Below are 15,537 nucleotides of genomic sequence, written 5' to 3'. Positions count from 1 at the left end.
AGCTGTCCACCCGCCGTCGGCTCCGGGCGTCACCGCGTCCGCATCCTGAAGAGCACCCCCGACAGGGCCACGGCCACCAGCAGGATGCCGGACGCCCACGCGAGCGCGATATAGGGGGCGTTGCCCACCGGCTGGTCCAGGAGGAGGCCGCGGAGGGATTCGATGGCCGGGGTGACCGGCTGGTGGTCGGCGAAGCCGCGGAGCCAGCCCGGCATGCTGTCGACCGGGACGAACGCGCTGCTCGGGTAGGGCAGGAACGACATGAAGAAGGTGAATCCTCCGGCCGCCTCCGGGGTGCGGGCCAGCAGGCCCATCGCCGCCGAGATCCAGGACAGCGCCACGATGTAGGCGAGCAGTACGGCGGCGACCCCGAGCCAGCCGACAGGGGTGGCGGCGGGGCGGAAGCCGATGAGCAGGGCGACGGTGAACACCAGCGTGGTGGAGACCAGGTTGCGCACCGTGCTCGCCGCGACATGGCCGGCCAGGATCGGCATCGCGCCGATGTCCAGGGAGCGGAAGCGGTCGATGATGCCGCCCTTCATGTCCTCGCTCACCGCCACCGCCGTGGTGGCCGAGCCGAAGCCGGCGCACAGGAACAGGACACCTGGGACGACGTACATGACGTACGAGTCGTAGGCGGTGCCCGTGTCGATCGCACCGCCGAAGAAGTAGACGAAGATCAGCATCAGCATGATCGGCAGCATCAGCGAGACGATGACGGCATCGACGTTGCGGCGGCTGATGAGCAGGCTGCGGCCGGTCATGACCGTGGTGTGGGTCAGGGCTCCGGGTGCGTCAGACATGGGCCGGTGCCTCCGTCTTCTCGGTGGTGAGGGCGAGGAACACGTCGTCGAGGGTCGCGCTGTGCACGGAGAAGCGGTCGACGTCGGTGCGGTGCGGGTCGATCTCGTCGAGCAGCGCCCGGGCGTGGGTGGCGGTGCCGTCCGTGGGGATGCCCAGGGTCAGGGTCTCGGGGGAGTGGTGGGCCGCGCGGGTGGCGAGCCGGAGGTAGGCCTCGCGGTTGCTGAGGACGAGGTCCAGGCGGTGACCGGAGACGCGTGACTTCAGGACCTCCGGGGTGCCCTCTGCGACGATCCGGCCCTTGTTCAGCACGGAGATGCGGTCGGCGAGCTGATCGGCCTCCTCCAGGTACTGCGTCGTGAGCAGCACCGCGGCGCCCCGTCCGGCGAGGTCGCGGACCACCTGCCAGAGCTCGCGGCGGCTGCGCGGGTCGAGTCCGGTGGTGGGCTCGTCGAGGAAGAACACGCCGGGCTCGGGCGAGCCGACCAGTCCTGCCGCCAGGTCCAGGCGGCGGCGCATCCCCCCGGAGTACGTACGGGCCTGTCGGCGGGCCGCGTCGGTGAGGCCGAAGCGGACGAGGAGCTCCCCGGCGCGGGCCTGGGCCTGTGCGCGGGTCAGGCCGGAGAGCCGCGCCATCATCCGCAGGTTCTCCTCGCCGGTCAGCGTCTCGTCGACGGCGGCGAACTGCCCGGTCAGGCTGATGGCGCGGCGCACCCGGCGGCGGTCGGTGACGACGTCGTACCCGGCGACGCGCGCGGTGCCGGAGTCAGCGGTGGTGAGGGTGGCGAGGATCCGTACGGTCGTGGTCTTGCCCGCGCCGTTGGGGCCGAGCAGCGCGTGGATCCCGGCACGGGCGACCTGGAGGCCGACATCGTTCAGGACCCGGACCCGGGCTCCTGGTTTTCCGTAGGACTTGGTCAGGCCGTGCGCCTCGATCAGGACGTCGTTCATGGCGGTGCTCATGGCGGTCCCCCTTCTGCGTATGACATACGCGTTACTGCGTAAGCATTACGCAAACCTAGGATGGTGGCAAGCCAGTACCGGGAAAGGCGGCTTCAGGTGACGGAGAACAGCAGCGCGTCGTCGGGCGGTACGGGCCTGCCGGCCAGCATCGAGGCCGCGTGGGGACTGCGTAAGCGTCCGGTCAAGGGCCCGAAGCCCGGCCTGACGCTGGACCGCATCGTCGAGGCGGCCGTGACGGTGGCGGCGTCGGAAGGCCTTCCGGCCGTCTCGATGGGCCGGGTCGCCAAGGAGCTGGGCGCCTCCACGATGTCCCTCTACCGCTACGTCTCCGCCAAGGAGGAGCTGTACGTCCTCATGCAGGAGGCGGCGATGGGTGCCCCTGAGCCCCTGCCGGCGCTGGAGGAGGGGGCGGGCTGGCGGGAGTCGCTGAGCCAGTGGGCGTGGGCCCAGCGACGGATGTTCCAGCGGAACCTGTGGTCCCTGCGCATCCCGATCGCGGGGCCGCCGGCCAGCCCGCATTCGGTCGCCTGGTGGGAACAGGGCCTCCAGGCGCTGGAGAACAGCGGACTGCACGAGGGTGACAAGCTCTCCGTCATCCTCCTCGTCTCGGGGCTCGTGCGGAACGAGGCCCTGCTGATGAGCGACCTCGCCGCCGCCGTCGCGGCGAAGGGCGCTTCGGCCGAGGAGGTGACGGCTCAGTGGGCACGGACCATGCAACGGCTTGTCGACCCCGTCCGCCATCCGGCGCTGTCCAGGCTGCTGTCCTCCGAGGCCATGAGTGAGCCGGACGAGGTCGACTACGACTTCGTGTTCGGACTCGAACGGATCCTCGACGGGGTCGAGGCGCTCATCCGGAAGGGCCCGCCGTCATGAGCACGGAGAAGACCGGCTTGCGCCAGCGCAAGAAGCAGCTGACCTACGAGGCGGTCTCCGAGGCCGCGATCTCGATGTTCCTCGCACGGGGCTTCGACAAGGTGTCGGTGGCCGAAGTGGCGGCAGCAGCCGACATCTCGAAGCCGACGCTGTTCCGGTACTTCCCGGCCAAGGAGGACCTCGTCCTGCACCGGTTCGCCGACCACGAGGACGAGGCGGCCCGCGTCGTCTCCGGCCGGCCGGACGGCGTCACACCCCTGGAGGCGCTGCGCCGGCACTTCCTGGACGGCCTGGACCGCCGCGACCCCGTGACCGGACTCTGCGACGACCCGCAGGTGCTGGCCTTCCACCGGCTGCTCTACGGCACCCCGTCGCTCGTCGCCCGCCTCTACGCCTACCAGGGCCGCTCCGAAGCGGCACTCGCCCGCGCACTGGACCCCGGCACCCCGGTGGCGGCACGCCTCGCGGCGGGCCAGATCATCGCCGTACTGCGGATCCTGGCGGAGGAGAACTGGCGTCGGATGGACGCGGGGGTGAGCGCCGGCCAGGTGCACGGGGGCGCGGTGGCGGCAGCAGGTCTCGCGTTCGGGCAACTGGAGAACGGGCTGCTCAACGCGTGCCCCGGAGGAGCCGCTCGGTGAGCAGCCCGCGTGGAAGCGATGCCCGCGTTCAGCAGGACCGAGAGGGTGCGGCGCACCGGGGGCGGACGCGGTCCGCCCACCCCCTGTCGTAGGGCTGCTTGTACGAGGCCCGGCACGGCAGGCGGACGTACGAGGTCTTGGGCGGAGGCATGCGGCCGGCGTAGGGCGCGCGCCCTACGCTGTTCGACCGGTTTACGCGGGCCCGGGCCGGCGTCAGCTCCACAGGCGCCGGACATGGGGCCGCAGCCGGTCCGTCGGCGTCACGCATGCGCGTCGGCTTCGCGGGCCGCGCGATCCAGCCGGCTCCGGTGGTCCTCCCACCAGGCCGCGTCGCCCGGCGGGATGCTGTCGTTGCTGGCTTTGTTCACGAGAACGGGTTCTGGCTCACATTCCGTGGAGGGCTGACTGAGTGTGATGTCAGTGGTGTGTGGTGGGATGGCCGGACTTTGCTGCCGTGACCTGCTGGGGGTCCGCCTTGATGCCCGTGTACTCGTCTCTGACCCACGCCCTGGCCGAGGCTTTGGTCGATGTCCTGTGGTTCGTTGAAGGCAGTGATGACGAGCAGATGGATCCGGACGATGCCGTCAAGGTCATGGAGGGCGTCGCCCACTTGGTCAGCAAGCTGTCGAGCGAGCAGCGGAACGAGTTGATCGAACTGCTGGGGACGATGGCCGACGCCGAGTCCGACCCAGCACGGCGCGAGTTCCTGGAAGGGTTCGCGGAAGGCTTCGGGCTCCTTGAGGATGGGGTCTGACCTGTGCTTTACGAGTAGAGCAGGACGCGTTTGCGGAGAAGGGCGAAGCCGGCCCGGCCGAACATCTGGCGTTTGAGCATCTTGATGCGGTTGACGTGGCCTTCGACGACGCCTGAGCTCCAGGGCAGGGTGAGGCCGGCGATGACCGCATCGCGGTCACGGTCGATGCCCGCGGCGAGGGTGTGGAGGCCGGGGAGGTCGTCTCGCCGGACGGCATCGAGCCACTGCGGCAACCGCTCGCCCTGGCGCTCGGTGAGCATCTGGCCGAAGGAGCGGACGTGCCCGGTGAGGGCGTCCAGTTCAGGGCAGTGGACCAGAACGGCCTTGAGCCGAAGTTGCTCCGTCTCGTTGAGGGTCTCCGGCCGGCGGAGGATCCATCCGGCGACGATGCGGGGTGACGGTGGCCGAGCTGTGCTGGGGCCCGGCGAGAGCCGCTTCTCCCGGAAATAGGCGCGAACCCGCTGGTAGCTGCCCTGATAGCCGAGCGGCACGATCTCTTCCCACACGGTCCAGGCGTTCGTGCAGCCCTGGTTCCAGCGGTCATCCAGGTAGGGCTTGAAGGCGTCGAGTTTGGACGGCCGGCCCTGCCACTGTCCGTGGAAGAGGTCCTCCGGGGTGGCTGCATCGGCCAAGAGTTTGACGGTGCGGGAGGTCGTACGGAGCTGGCGGCCGATCGCCCTCCGGCTGAGACCGGCTGCCAGCAGTTCGTGGACAGTCGCGTGGTTGACGCGGGTGCGGTCAGCGAAGCGGTGTCCCCTTGGCCAGGGCGACACGGACGGATCTTCGAACTTCGTCGGCTCGGGGGCAGGCTGGGCCGGATCCGGCGTCAGCACCCGCAGGCATCCACGGTGGTCTGCGACACAACGTTCTGCAGCCTCGCTCAGGTTGTGCCAAAGATGCCACCGGTCCGCCACCTGCACTGCCTGGGGCGCCCCGGCCGTGGCGCCTTCGGCGAAGAACGGTGCCCGATCGCGGCAGACGACCTCCACCCCGGGCCGTTTCGCGAGCCAAGCGGCCAGGCTGGAAGCCTCCCGGTCGGGCAGTAGGTCCACCGGGCGTCGCCTTTCGACGTCGACCAGGACGGTCCCGTAATGGCGGCCTCTACGGGTCGCGTACTCATCGACGCCAACCACGCGCGGGGCCGGAACTTCCGGGTCGGGCAAGGCTTCGACCAGCCTCAGCACCGTGCTGCGGCTGACGGCCACGCCGAAGACTCTCGCCATGCGGGCACCGGCTCGGCCGGCGAGCGCGAGGCCGACCGCGGCCAGCGTCGACCGCAGGCGCTCGGTCCGCCGGCCGTACCGACGGGTCAAGCCCGGTAGCTGTTCGGCGAAGGTCCGTCGCCCGCACGAGATGACCGGGCAGAGGAACCTGCGGACCCGCAGGCAGAGAGCGACTCGTCGGCCTCCGCTGGGGACATCAGCGGGAAAGCGCAGGTAGGAGCAGTGGGTCCGCCGTGACCAACTCCCGCATCCGGGGCAGATAGCCCCAGCCACCGTGCTTCGGACCTCGATGTGTACCGCCTCGTCGTTCACGGCCACGGAGAGCACCACCACGTCGGCGATCGACGGGAACAGCAACTCCTCCAGCCGGAGCACCACTTCTTCCACGGGCCGAACTGTCAGCCACACCGCACCCGGTACGGCTCAATTCCGGGCATCTTCCGCAGGGCCCGCTCGCCCGACAACCGTCACTCAGAGTGCATGCTCCACGGAATGTGAGCCAGAACCCGAGAACGGACAGCAGATATTTACTACTTCGGGAGGCACTGAAGCGTGCCTGTCGATTCGAACAGCATGGGTTCCGTAGTGCCGAGCGCTGTTCTCTGCTTCGCTGCCGCGGTCGGTGGGGGACGGCAACCGGGAGGCGGGCGCGGGACAATGCGGATCATGGACTACGGCGTGTGGGAACCATCGCGGCTCGGACAGATCCAGCTGCCGGATGGTCGGCTCCTGGGCTGGGCGGAATGGGGACCGACCGACGGCACCCCAGTGCTGCTGTGCCCAGGGGCGGCCACCAGCAGGTGGCTCGCTTTCGGCGGCGGCGTCGTCGACGCAGCAGGTGTCCGGCTCGTCAGCGTGGACCGGCCCGGCCTCGGGGCCTCCGACCCGGCCCCCGGCCGGACCCTGACCAGTTGGGCCATCGACATCCGGCACCTCATCCAAGAGCGAGCCCTGCGCGCGCCGTCGGCGGTGGGATTCTCGCAGGGGGCACCGTTCGCCCTCGCCCTGGCGGCAAACGGTCTGGTGAACGCGGTGTCCGTGGTGTCCGGCAGCGACGAACTCGCCCATCCTCGCTTCGCTCACTCACTGAACCCGCAGGTGAGGGGCATGGTGGACGCCGTCGCGGCCGACCCCGGCGCCGCTGAGGCCTCCTTCGCGGGCTTCGGTAGCGCCAACACCCTGTGGAATCTGATCATCACGACGAGCTTCGAGGCAGATCGTGCGGTATACACCGACCCGGTCTTCCAGCACGCCTTCCGGCATGCGATGGACGAGGCCTTCAGCCAGGGCCCAGCGGGCTACGCCCGCGACACCGTCCTGGCGATGGGCCGCTGGCCATTCGACCCCACCGACATCGCCGTCCCGGTCGACCTCTGGTACGGACAGCGGGACACCAGCCCGGTCCACTCCCCGGATTTAGGTGAATCGCTCGCCCAGATGATCCCGACGGCGACCCGGCACCTGCTCCCCGCCGCCGCGGGATCCTTGCTCTGGACACACGCCGAGGCCGTCCTGCGCACCTTGCTGGCCCACGTCCGGTGACGACGTGGAATCGAGCAGCCCGTCTGCAACCCGGCTGGACCGGGAATCGAACGGCGCTCTGCGCCGGTGCCTCCCGAAGTGGTGAACATTTGCTGCTCGTTCTCATTAACAGAACCACGTTGCCCTTGTTCATTCCCACGGTGCCGTCGATGAGTTCCCGGACGATGTCGGCGTGCCCGGTGTGCCGGTGCGTGTCGGCGATCACGCGTACCACGGCATGGTGCAGTGTCACCTCGGCCCGGTGGCTCGGCCACCACGGCACCGTGCCGACCGTGTCCAGCGGCAGCGCGTCGAGCGTCGCGTCCGCGTGCGCCCAGGCCCGGTGGTGGAGCCCCACGATCTGTTCGCGTGACTCGTCGGCGGTCGCCCACATGTCCGCGTTGGGCTCGGCCCCTTCTCGACCCATGGCAGCGGCTCGCCGGACGGCCGTCCGAAGGTGTCGCCGAGGTAGCCCAGTTCCACACTTGCCACGTGCTTGACCAGGCCCAGGAGGTTCGTACCGGTCGGCGTCAGGGGGCGTCGGGCGTCGTACTCGAAGAGCCCTTCGAGCTTCCACAGCAGGGCATCGCGAGCCGACTGCAGGTAGAAGTGGAGGTCGGCCTTGGCGTCAGGTGCGGTCATGGCGCCCAGCTGCCGCGTCGGCTCATCGCCTGGCCCGGCTTCCCGGCCGCCCGGTCCCGGGCGGAGCGCGGCGGCCACCCTGCTCGCCGATCAGTGGGACGGCCGCCCTGGTGATCATTCCGCGGCGCCGCTCAGGACGCACGCCCGGCGTCGAGCGATCACTTCGGTCGGAGGTGCGGGTCCCGCACTACCTCCGCGGAACGTCCTTGAGGAAGACGATGCCGTCGCTGTTCGCCAGGTGGGCCGGGTCGAGCGGGGCGTAGCCGTACCAGGAGGACACGCGGGGGGCCGGCCGTGTGGCGCCGAGGGCGGTGGCCAGCCCGGGGGCGTCGACGACGTAACGGCTCTCCGGGCGTGCGTACAGGAATCCTTCGACGGTGTCGGGCGGCGGGGTGTCCACTCCCTGGTGCCGGAGCGTGCCGAGGGCCGTGGCCAGGAAGGCGTACTCCTCGCCCAGGTGCGCGCTCACGATCGCACCGGCGCTCCACCACTCCACCGGCAGTCCGCCCATCCGCATCGTGCTCCTGTCCCGTTGGAGATGACTGTTGTGGGCGTGGACCAGTGCTGGGCCCCGTTCGGCGACGGCCAGGAGGTTGCCGGCCATCATCTGGTCGCGCAGGCCCACCAGCCGTGCCATGCGGCCCGGTGACGAGTCGGCCATCCAGAAGTGGTAGCGCAGCAGGCCGATGGCGGTACGCCCGTACAGGTGCGCCCGGTGCCAGGCGTCCAGGGAGGTCGCCGTGATCAGGTGCGGCGTCTGCGCGTCGAGCAGCGCCGTCAGATCGTCGGTGAGCAGCCGCAGTTCCCTGGCCTCGGCCGACTGCCCCACGGACCGGGACGGGTCCCTCATCGCGGCGGGTTCGGTCCACCGGTCGTCGGAACCGAGCAGTCGGTCGAGCGTTTCCGTGGTGCAGGGGAGCAGGTCCGCGTCCACCCCGGCCGACGTGAGGTAGCCGTGGAGTGCGGTGAGGGCCTGTCGGGGGCTCGCGGCGCCGGTGATCTCCAGCGGGCCGTCGAAACCGGCGAAGTGGAGGTGTTCGGACGCGGGCCGGCCGTCGTTGTGGGCGCGCATCCAGCGCACCAGCTCGCGGTTGGCCGCGGAGGTGCCCCACCCGTGGCTGATTCCGCGCTCCACGACCTCGTCGAGCATGCCCGTGCCCGAGGTGACGTAGTCGTCCACGTCCAGGCCCGCCAAGCAGTCGCTCTCGATCGCGATGGTCCGGTAGCCCTCCTGCTCGACGAGCTGCCGGAAGAGCTCGTTGCGCAGGTCGAGCAGAGCCTCCTCGCCATGGGTGGGCTCGCCCAGGGCGAGAAGCCGCGGCCGGGCCGGGAGCAGCCTCATGACGGCGGCAGCCTCGACGGTATGGGTGGTGTCCTTGTTGCCAGCATCCATACATTCAACGCTATCGTTGAACACTCGGTTGAGACTTTCCCGCGATAGCATCAGGGTTGTGCGGAAAAACCTTCAAAGCGCCAGGCAGCTCAGGCCGATTGACCTGGCACGCGGCCATGGTCTGTCCACACAGGCCGTCAGGAATTACGAAGAGGCCGGCATCCTCCCGGCCGCCGGTCGCACAGAGCACGGATACCGCACCTACACCCCGATGCACGCGGGGGCGCTGCGCGCGTTTCTCGCTCTGCTGCCCGGCCACGGCCACGGGACGGCGACGTCGATCATGCAGGCCGTGAACCGGGGCGCGGCCGATGAGGCGTTCCACCTCATCGACGGGAGCCACGTTCAGCTCCTGGAGGACCGGCGGACACTCCAGGCCGTGGAGAACGCGCTCCGCGACCTGACGCCCACCGCGACGTCCGAGCCCGATCCCGACACCGTGTCGGGGCCCGGCGACACGTTCATCGGGCCGCTTGCGGGGAAGCTCGGTATCCGTCCCGCGACCCTGCGCAAATGGGAGCACGCCGGGCTGGTCCGCCCTCGCCGCGATTCCCTGACCGGGTACCGCGTCTACGCCGAGTCCGACGTACGGGACGCCCGGCTGGTCCATCAGCTCAGGCGGGGCGGTTATCTGCTGGAGCAGATCGCCCCGCTGATCACCCAGGTACGGGCGGTCGGCGGGCTGGAGCCGCTGGAGGCCGCACTGCGCGACTGGCACGGCCGGCTGTCCGCCCGCGGGCGGGCGATGCTGACCGGGGCCGCCGAGCTGGAGGCGTACCTCCGCGAGTGGCGGGCGGACCTCAACTCCTGACGGCCTCCGCGATCCGCAGGGCGGCCTGGGCGGGCGTGAGGTGCGTGGTGTCGACGACCTCGGCCTCGCCGTGCAGCCACATGCGGGCCGCCTCGGCGTAGGGCTCGAGGTAGGCGAGACGGAATGGGGAGGGGCCGAGAAGAGTGTCGCCCTCGATGCGCCCGCGGAGGGTGTCCTGGTCAGCATGGAGGACGAAGTGCCGTACCGGGATGGCGTGTCGGGCGAGGCCTGTGCTGATCTCGCGCCAGTACTGCTCGACCAGGACGGTCATGGGCATCACCAGAGTGCCGCCGGTGTAGTCGAGTACGCGGCGGGCGGTCTCGACTACGAGCGGCCGCCACGGCGGCCAGTGCTGGAAGTTGTCCGTCCGGGGCAGCCCCGGCGTGATGTCCATGAGTGTCTCGCCGACCTTCTCGGCGTCGAACACCCGGGAATCCGGGATCAGCTGCTGCACGAGTGCACTGGTCGTCGTCTTGCCTGCGCCGTGAGTGCCGTTGATCCATACGATCATGGGACCGACGCTAGCGCTGTGCGGGCCCGGGAACGGGCAGAACGGAAATCCGGTACGGCTCCGGCGTTCTCCGGGTGGTGTCGACCGCTGAGATCAGGTGTCATCTCTCTCGACACGTTGCACCGAGCGACCGGTGACAGCAAGCGCCGGAACGTGACAGCTATCGCTGGTGTCCGCTTTCGGATAAGTCCGGGTGCCTCGGGCGGATGAGCTGCGATGCCCCGAGCAGGTGAGACAGCTCGCTCGGCGCCTGTCCCTGGAAGTCCGGGCTATCGCATCAGCCGTGAGCCTGGTAGCCGGGCAGCCGGTCCTGTCGGACCCACCGCCTATCGTCTGCCCATGACATCGATCGGTCTTGCTCCGTTTGATCAGGCATGGGCCCGGTTCGAGTCGTGGCTGGCCGTCCGGTCGCCAGCGGATCACGCCGCGCTTCGACCGCCGGCAACGGCTGCTGAGATCGCTGAGCTGGAGAAGCAGCTGGACTTCGCCCTTCATCCTGAGCTCAGGGGGCTGCTGGAGCGGCGGAACGGTGTCGTCGAGCCCGAGCTGGACAGTGGACCCGAGCCAGGAGTCTTCCCGGCCGGCAACATCCTGCCGCTGGGCCATCGGCTCAGCTCGACCGCCGAGATCGCATCGATGCACAAGATTCTCGTGGACCTCGGCGAGGACAACGCCGAGGTCGATCTGTGGGATGAAGAAGACCTCGCCGGCCATCTACATCTCTGTGTGCCGTTCGCGCTCCCCAACGACGGAGGTGTCGCGTTCGTCGACCACCGGCCTGGGCCCACGTACGGGCACGTGTATGAGATGGGCATGGGCTCCGGCGATCTGGAAGGCACCCTCTGGGGCTCGAGCCTGACCGAGTTCGTCCGCGCTGTGACGGACGCTCTGGAGACGGACACCCCATTCACGTACTACTGGCCAGTCACCTTCGAGCACTCTTCCGGCAGGACCTGCATCGACTGGGAGATCCGTTCGTAGATCACATCGCGCGACGGATGACGTGGAACACTTTTGCAAGCATGCGCTTGCAATAGTTAGCAGGACGGGTGCAGTATCGAGGCATGGCATCACTCAACGTCGGCAATCTCGGCGAGTACCTGCGTGAGCAGCGGCGTACCGCGCAGCTCTCCCTGCGGCAGCTCGCCGACGCCGCCGGGGTGTCCAATCCGTATCTCAGCCAGATCGAACGCGGTCTGCGCAAGCCGAGCGCCGAGGTGCTGCAGCAGGTCGCCAAGGCCCTGCGCATCTCGGCCGAGACGCTCTATGTGCGGGCCGGGATCCTCGACGAGCGGGAGCGGGAGGAGCTGGAGACGCGGGCGGTCATATTGGCCGATCCGTCGATCAACGAGCGGCAGAAGAACGTGCTGCTGCAGATCTACGACTCCTTCCGCCGGGAGAACGGTTTCGATGTCGCGCCCGACACCGGCTCCGAGGTCCACGGTGCCGCCGGGGCGAAGAGCAGAATCGATGCCGATGCGGAAAGCGGTGCCGGTGACGCGGACGGTGCCGTTCCGGATGCCCGCGGCCCCCGCACGGCCGGCGGCAGTGATGCAGACCCACCAGCGAACTGACTTCTGATGATCCGGGAGGACCACAGTCATGGCCATCACCGATGACCTGCGTAAGACCCTCACCGACCCCACCCCCCTCTACTTCGCCGCCGGTACGGCCGACCTCGCCGTGGAGCAGGCACGCAAGGTCCCGGCTCTGATCGAGCAGCTGCGGGCCGAGGCGCCCGAGCGGTTCGAGGCGGTGCGCAACACCGACCCGAAGGCCGTGCAGGAGCGGGTCGCCACGCAGGCCAAGGAGGCTCAGGCCACCGTGCAGGCGAAGGTGACCGAGGTCTTCGGGGCGCTGGACACCGACCTCAAGAAGTGGGGCGAGAGCGCCCAGGACCTGGCCCTGCGCAGTGTGGGCGTGGCCGCCGAGTACGCGGTCCGCGCCCGGGAGACGTACGAGAAGGTCGCCGAGCGCGGCGAGCAGAGCGTACGGACCTGGCGCGGCGAGACGGCCGAGGAGATCGTCGAGATCGCCGCGGTGGTCGAGGCGGAGCCGAAGTCCGTGCCGAAGCAGAAATCGGAGGCTGCGGCGAAGCCGGCCGCCCCTGCGAAGCCGGTGTCCCCCGCCGCGAAGAAGCCCGCGCCGAAGGCCGACGAGACCAAGGCGGCGCCCACGGCGGCGAAGAGGACGGCGCCGGTGCGCAAGCCCGCGGCGAAGAAGACGACCCCGCCCTCCGCGAAGTAGTCGCAAGCGGTTCCGGGGCTGCCGGAAGAACGGGCCGGGCACCTTCGGGGTGCCCGGGTCGTTGTCCCGGTACCTTGGCCGCGAGGCGCTCATCCACTGACTAGGCGGTGCTCACCGTGTTGCTCGAAGCATTCGGCTCGTTCCTGCAGCTGTTGTACCTGGCCATGCTCGTCCTGGCCGTGGTCGCGCTGGTCTTCGCCGTGACGGCGCGCGAGGACGCCTACCGGGCCGCGGACAAGCAGAAGAAGTCCTTCTGGCTGATCATCCTCGGGGTCACCGTCTTCGTGAACCTCGTCATTCCGATCCTGTTCCTGCAGATCGCGGGCGTGATCGCGTCCATCGTCTTCATGGTGGACGTGCGGCCGGCGATCAAGGCCGTGTCGGGCGGCGGTGGCCGTCGCGGAGGCTCCAGCAGCGACGGACCGTACGGCCCCTACAACGGCGGGCGCTGAGCACCCGCCGACGAGGCGGCACCGGGGCGGGAGCGCAGTGCGCTCCTGCCCCTTCGGCGAGTCCGGGCCTCGTCGCGTTCCACCAGCAGGACCGCCACGTCGTCGGTCAGCTCGCCTCCGTTCAGCTCCTGCACCTGGGTGACGGCGGCCTCCAGCAGGGCCTCGCCGCCGAGCCCCTGGGCCAGCCGGCCGTTGACCATCGCGACCATGCCGTCCTGGCCCAGCCGCTGGGCCCCCTCCTGCCCGACACGCCCCTCTATCAGCCCGTCGGTGTACATCATCAGGCTCCATGAGCCGCCCAGCTCGACCTGCCGGCGCGGCCACCGGGCGTGCGGCAGCAAGCCGAGGGCCGGGCCGCCGTCCTCGTACGGGAGCAGGTGTGCCGCCCGGCCCTGGCGGGCGATCAGCGGCGCGGGGTGGCCCGCGATGCACAGGCCCGCGCGGCGGCCGTCGGGGGCGATGTCGACGGTGCAGAGCGTCGCGAAGATCTCCTCGCTCTGCCGTTCGTGCTCCAGGACCTGCTGCAGCGTGGACAGCAGGTCGTCGCCGCAGAGCCCGGCCAGCGTCAGCGCCCGCCAGGCGATACGCAGCTCGACGCCGAGCGCCGCCTCGTCCGGGCCGTGCCCGCAGACGTCGCCGATCATCGCGTGGACCGTGCCGTCGGGCGTGCGGACCGTGTCGTAGAAGTCCCCGCCGAGCAGGGCCCGGCTACGGCCCGGCCGGTAGTGGGCGGCGAAGGCCAGGTCGGAGCCGTCGAGGAGCGGGGTGGGCAGCAGCCCGCGCTCCAGCCGGGCGTTCTCCTGCGCGCGCAGCCGGGACTCGGTCAGCTGGTGCTGGGCGATGTCCGCGCGCTTGCGCTCCACGGCGTACCGGATGGCGCGGCTGAGGAGGCGCCCGTCGAGCTCCCCGCGGAAGAGATAGTCCTGGGCCCCGACCCGTACGGCCTCGGCGGCCCGCTCGGCGCCGTCCTCCGCCGTGAGGGCGAGGACGGCGTGGCGCGGTGCGATGCGCAGGATGTGCTTGAGGGCGGCGAGCTCGTCCGGGTGGCCGGTCTCGTCGTCAGCGCCATCGGGGCGTGCGCCGGCGGGCAGGGCGGCCGCCTCCAGGTCGAGGTCGAGCAGGATGCAGTCGACGTCGTCGGTGAGCAGCCGGCCGGCCTCGGTGAGGTTGCGGGCGGTACGGACGCGGACCCGCGCTCCGGTGGTGGACGACAGCTCGGGGACGGCGAAGGTGCCCGCAGGGTCGTCCTCGATCACCAGCAGTGTGAGGTCGCCACCATGAGTGGTCTCCGCAGCGGGAACGGCACGTTGCTGCGGTACGGGTACGGGCATCGGTTCGGGTTCCTTCCCTCCCCCCGAGGGCGCGACGGGACGACGATCGACGACCCGCCGACGGGGACGATAGCGGTCCGCAGCAGGGGAACGGAATGGTGCCCGGCGATCATCCTCTGACACCTGCGCGGCCGTAAACCGCGTCCCACCACGGATCCGGCGCGACGGGCGGGCAGGAAACGGACATGAGGTCATGACGAACATCACGCGTCCGGCACGCTCTGCACACATGTGCCGGGCCGATCCGGCGCGGGGTGCGGGTGCGGGTGCCTACTTGTCCGGCCGGACCACGCCCAGGATCTGCATCGAGCCGGCGCCTGCCAGCGTGACATCCCGGCCGGGCCGGGGCGCGTGCACGATCGAGCCGTCGCCGACGTACATCCCGACGTGGCTGGCGTCGCTGTGGTAGATGATCAGGTCGCCGGGGCGCATGTCCTGGACGGGTATACGGGGCAGCCTGCGCCACTGCTCCTGGGAGGTTCGGGGGATCGGCTGACTCGCCGCCGCCCAGGCCTGTGAGGTCAGCCCCGAGCAGTCGTACGAACCGGGGCCCTCGGCTCCCCATACGTACGGTTTGCCCATCTGGGCGGTCGCGAAGGCCACCGCCTGCTTGCCGGCGGCGCTCGCCGCGCGGTTGATGTCCTGAAGCGCACCGGAGGAGAGCCAGGCGGCCTGCGCCGTCGACGCGGCGTTCTTCTCCAGTTGGAGGAGTTTGGCCTGCTCCCCCTTCGCCAGCTGCGATTCGAGCTTCTCCGCCGCCGCGATCTGCGCGTTGATGCTCTTCTTCGCCTTGGCCTGCTTGACGCGGCTGGCCTCGATCTTCTCCCAGTTGAGGCTCGCGTCCTTGGTGTACGTCTCCAAGTCCTCCTGGGACTGCTCCAGTTCGGCCAGCATGCCTTTGGTGGCCTGCTGGCCCTGCCTGGCCTGGTTGACGCCGTCCATGAAGAGGCCGGGATCGCCGCTCAGCATCAGCTGGGCGCCCGGGGGGAGACCACCGTTGCGGTACTGCTCGCGGGCCTGGGCACCCGCCCTGTCCTTCAGTTCGGCGATCCTCGCCTGGCCGTCGGCGATCGCCTCGGCGAGCCGGACGATCTCGCCGGACTGCTTCTTGGACTGCTCCTCGGCGAGGTTGTACGCGTCCGTGGCCGCCCCGGCCTTGCGGTAGAGGGTGTCGATCTCCTCGCGCACCTCCTCGAGGCTCCTCATCGAGGAGGCGGAGGGGGAGGGGGGAGCGCCTGGCGTGGTGACTGCCGGGGTGGGCTCGGGCAGCGGAGCGGCCATGGCGTGGACCGGCGCGGTCAGCAGGGCCAGTGCGCAGACCAGAGTGATCGCGGCAGTGGCACAGTGGCGTCGGTTCACAAGCTCCCCCTCCGG

General features: G+C 70.0%; 16 protein-coding genes and 2 pseudogenes. 9 read left to right on the top strand and 9 right to left on the bottom strand.

Annotated features, from left to right (window positions below; genetic code table 11):
- Nucleotides 1-29 precede the first annotated feature (29 nt).
- Both ACWD04_RS09665 and ACWD04_RS09660 read right to left on the bottom strand, forming a co-directional pair.
- Nucleotides 30-803, bottom strand: a complete 774-nt coding sequence (locus ACWD04_RS09665) for an ABC transporter permease (protein WP_451129863.1) — start codon at nucleotides 801-803, stop codon at nucleotides 30-32.
- Nucleotides 796-1,764 carry an ATP-binding cassette domain-containing protein gene (locus ACWD04_RS09660; protein ID WP_451129861.1) on the bottom strand — a complete coding sequence of 323 codons (969 nt, stop codon included), beginning with the start codon at nucleotides 1,762-1,764 and terminating at the stop codon, nucleotides 796-798. The genes ACWD04_RS09665 and ACWD04_RS09660 overlap by 8 nt, the downstream gene beginning before the upstream one ends.
- A 96-nt stretch (nucleotides 1,765-1,860) precedes the next feature.
- Here ACWD04_RS09660 and ACWD04_RS09655 point away from each other — a divergent pair, with 96 nt between their 5' ends.
- The gene (locus ACWD04_RS09655) at nucleotides 1,861-2,637 is read left to right on the top strand and encodes a TetR/AcrR family transcriptional regulator (RefSeq protein ID WP_451129859.1); all 777 of its coding nucleotides are present in this window, start codon (nucleotides 1,861-1,863) and stop codon (nucleotides 2,635-2,637) included.
- The gene (locus ACWD04_RS09650) at nucleotides 2,634-3,278 is read left to right on the top strand and encodes a TetR/AcrR family transcriptional regulator (protein WP_451129857.1); all 645 of its coding nucleotides are present in this window, start codon (nucleotides 2,634-2,636) and stop codon (nucleotides 3,276-3,278) included. The genes ACWD04_RS09655 and ACWD04_RS09650 overlap by 4 nt, the downstream gene beginning before the upstream one ends.
- Nucleotides 3,279-3,321: 43 nt before the next feature.
- On the opposite strand, the pseudogene ACWD04_RS09645 reads toward ACWD04_RS09650, so the two are convergent.
- Nucleotides 3,322-3,429: pseudogene (locus ACWD04_RS09645) on the bottom strand (deoxyxylulose-5-phosphate synthase); the annotation flags it as partial.
- 327 nt (nucleotides 3,430-3,756) lie between these two features.
- Here ACWD04_RS09645 and ACWD04_RS09640 point away from each other — a divergent pair.
- Nucleotides 3,757-4,032: a hypothetical protein gene (locus ACWD04_RS09640; RefSeq protein WP_387397032.1), complete on the top strand. Its 276-nt coding sequence runs from the start codon at nucleotides 3,757-3,759 to the stop codon at nucleotides 4,030-4,032.
- Nucleotides 4,033-4,040: 8 nt separating this feature from the next.
- Here ACWD04_RS09640 and ACWD04_RS09635 read toward each other — a convergent pair whose 3' ends face one another.
- Nucleotides 4,041-5,642 carry an ISL3 family transposase gene (locus ACWD04_RS09635; RefSeq protein WP_451129855.1) on the bottom strand — a complete coding sequence of 534 codons (1,602 nt, stop codon included), beginning with the start codon at nucleotides 5,640-5,642 and terminating at the stop codon, nucleotides 4,041-4,043.
- 279 nt (nucleotides 5,643-5,921) lie between these two features.
- Between ACWD04_RS09635 and ACWD04_RS09630 the strand changes: the two genes are divergently transcribed.
- On the top strand, nucleotides 5,922-6,797 hold the full coding sequence (locus ACWD04_RS09630) for an alpha/beta fold hydrolase (RefSeq protein WP_451129853.1): 876 nt from the start codon (nucleotides 5,922-5,924) through the stop codon (nucleotides 6,795-6,797).
- Nucleotides 6,798-6,915: 118 nt separating this feature from the next.
- On the opposite strand, the pseudogene ACWD04_RS09625 reads toward ACWD04_RS09630, so the two are convergent.
- Nucleotides 6,916-7,418: pseudogene (locus tag ACWD04_RS09625) on the bottom strand (DinB family protein); the annotation flags it as partial.
- Nucleotides 7,419-7,605: 187 nt separating this feature from the next.
- Nucleotides 7,606-8,811: an erythromycin esterase family protein gene (locus ACWD04_RS09620; RefSeq protein WP_451129851.1), complete on the bottom strand. Its 1,206-nt coding sequence runs from the start codon at nucleotides 8,809-8,811 to the stop codon at nucleotides 7,606-7,608.
- 58 nt (nucleotides 8,812-8,869) lie between these two features.
- Here ACWD04_RS09620 and ACWD04_RS09615 point away from each other — a divergent pair, with 58 nt between their 5' ends.
- Entirely contained in the window at nucleotides 8,870-9,622 is a 753-nt protein-coding gene (locus ACWD04_RS09615) for a TioE family transcriptional regulator (protein WP_451129849.1), read from the top strand.
- Here the strand turns inward: ACWD04_RS09615 and ACWD04_RS09610 are convergent.
- Nucleotides 9,612-10,133, bottom strand: a complete 522-nt coding sequence (locus ACWD04_RS09610; protein ID WP_451129847.1) for an ATP-binding protein — start codon at nucleotides 10,131-10,133, stop codon at nucleotides 9,612-9,614. The genes ACWD04_RS09615 and ACWD04_RS09610 overlap by 11 nt on opposite strands.
- 339 nt (nucleotides 10,134-10,472) lie before the next feature.
- Between ACWD04_RS09610 and ACWD04_RS09605 the strand changes: the two genes are divergently transcribed.
- From ACWD04_RS09605 to ACWD04_RS09590, 4 genes are all read left to right on the top strand, one after another.
- Nucleotides 10,473-11,114: an SMI1/KNR4 family protein gene (locus ACWD04_RS09605; RefSeq protein WP_451129845.1), complete on the top strand. Its 642-nt coding sequence runs from the start codon at nucleotides 10,473-10,475 to the stop codon at nucleotides 11,112-11,114.
- An 83-nt stretch (nucleotides 11,115-11,197) separates the two neighbouring features.
- Nucleotides 11,198-11,707, top strand: coding sequence for a helix-turn-helix domain-containing protein (locus ACWD04_RS09600; protein ID WP_451129843.1), 510 nt, complete (start codon nucleotides 11,198-11,200; stop codon nucleotides 11,705-11,707).
- Nucleotides 11,708-11,735: 28 nt separating this feature from the next.
- Nucleotides 11,736-12,380 (top strand): hypothetical protein, encoded by a 645-nt coding sequence (locus tag ACWD04_RS09595; protein ID WP_451129841.1) that lies wholly within the window; start codon nucleotides 11,736-11,738, stop codon nucleotides 12,378-12,380.
- A 116-nt stretch (nucleotides 12,381-12,496) separates the two neighbouring features.
- On the top strand, nucleotides 12,497-12,832 hold the full coding sequence (locus ACWD04_RS09590) for a DUF2516 family protein (RefSeq protein ID WP_033298647.1): 336 nt from the start codon (nucleotides 12,497-12,499) through the stop codon (nucleotides 12,830-12,832).
- On the opposite strand, the gene ACWD04_RS09585 is transcribed toward ACWD04_RS09590, so the two are convergent.
- Together ACWD04_RS09585 and ACWD04_RS09580 are read right to left on the bottom strand one after the other, a co-directional pair.
- Complete coding sequence (locus tag ACWD04_RS09585) at nucleotides 12,814-14,163, bottom strand: PP2C family protein-serine/threonine phosphatase (protein WP_451129839.1); 1,350 nt, start codon at nucleotides 14,161-14,163, stop codon at nucleotides 12,814-12,816. The two genes, ACWD04_RS09590 and ACWD04_RS09585, sit on opposite strands and share 19 nt — an antisense overlap.
- Nucleotides 14,164-14,433: 270 nt before the next feature.
- Complete coding sequence (locus tag ACWD04_RS09580; RefSeq protein WP_451129837.1) at nucleotides 14,434-15,522, bottom strand: NlpC/P60 family protein; 1,089 nt, start codon at nucleotides 15,520-15,522, stop codon at nucleotides 14,434-14,436.
- Nucleotides 15,523-15,537 lie beyond the last annotated feature (15 nt).

The organism is Streptomyces sp. NPDC002911 (assembly GCF_053591835.1).
The sequence above is the reverse complement of the archived record's forward strand: the minus strand, read 5'-3'. Positions and strand labels throughout refer to the sequence as shown.

Bases quoted from the DNA above. Each gene is read 5' to 3' on its own strand.
- ACWD04_RS09605 (WP_451129845.1), top strand. From the start codon at position 10,473: ATGACATCGATCGGTCTTGCTCCGTTTGATCAGGCATGGGCCCGGTTC.
- ACWD04_RS09595 (WP_451129841.1), top strand. From the start codon at position 11,736: ATGGCCATCACCGATGACCTGCGTAAGACCCTCACCGACCCCACCCCC.
- ACWD04_RS09620 (WP_451129851.1), bottom strand. From the start codon at position 8,811: ATGGATGCTGGCAACAAGGACACCACCCATACCGTCGAGGCTGCCGCC.
- ACWD04_RS09630 (WP_451129853.1), top strand. From the start codon at position 5,922: ATGGACTACGGCGTGTGGGAACCATCGCGGCTCGGACAGATCCAGCTG.
- ACWD04_RS09640 (WP_387397032.1), top strand. From the start codon at position 3,757: ATGCCCGTGTACTCGTCTCTGACCCACGCCCTGGCCGAGGCTTTGGTC.
- ACWD04_RS09665 (WP_451129863.1), bottom strand. From the start codon at position 803: ATGTCTGACGCACCCGGAGCCCTGACCCACACCACGGTCATGACCGGC.
- ACWD04_RS09660 (WP_451129861.1), bottom strand. From the start codon at position 1,764: ATGAGCACCGCCATGAACGACGTCCTGATCGAGGCGCACGGCCTGACC.
- ACWD04_RS09610 (WP_451129847.1), bottom strand. From the start codon at position 10,133: ATGATCGTATGGATCAACGGCACTCACGGCGCAGGCAAGACGACGACC.
- ACWD04_RS09600 (WP_451129843.1), top strand. From the start codon at position 11,198: ATGGCATCACTCAACGTCGGCAATCTCGGCGAGTACCTGCGTGAGCAG.
- ACWD04_RS09650 (WP_451129857.1), top strand. From the start codon at position 2,634: ATGAGCACGGAGAAGACCGGCTTGCGCCAGCGCAAGAAGCAGCTGACC.
- ACWD04_RS09585 (WP_451129839.1), bottom strand. From the start codon at position 14,163: ATGCCCGTACCCGTACCGCAGCAACGTGCCGTTCCCGCTGCGGAGACC.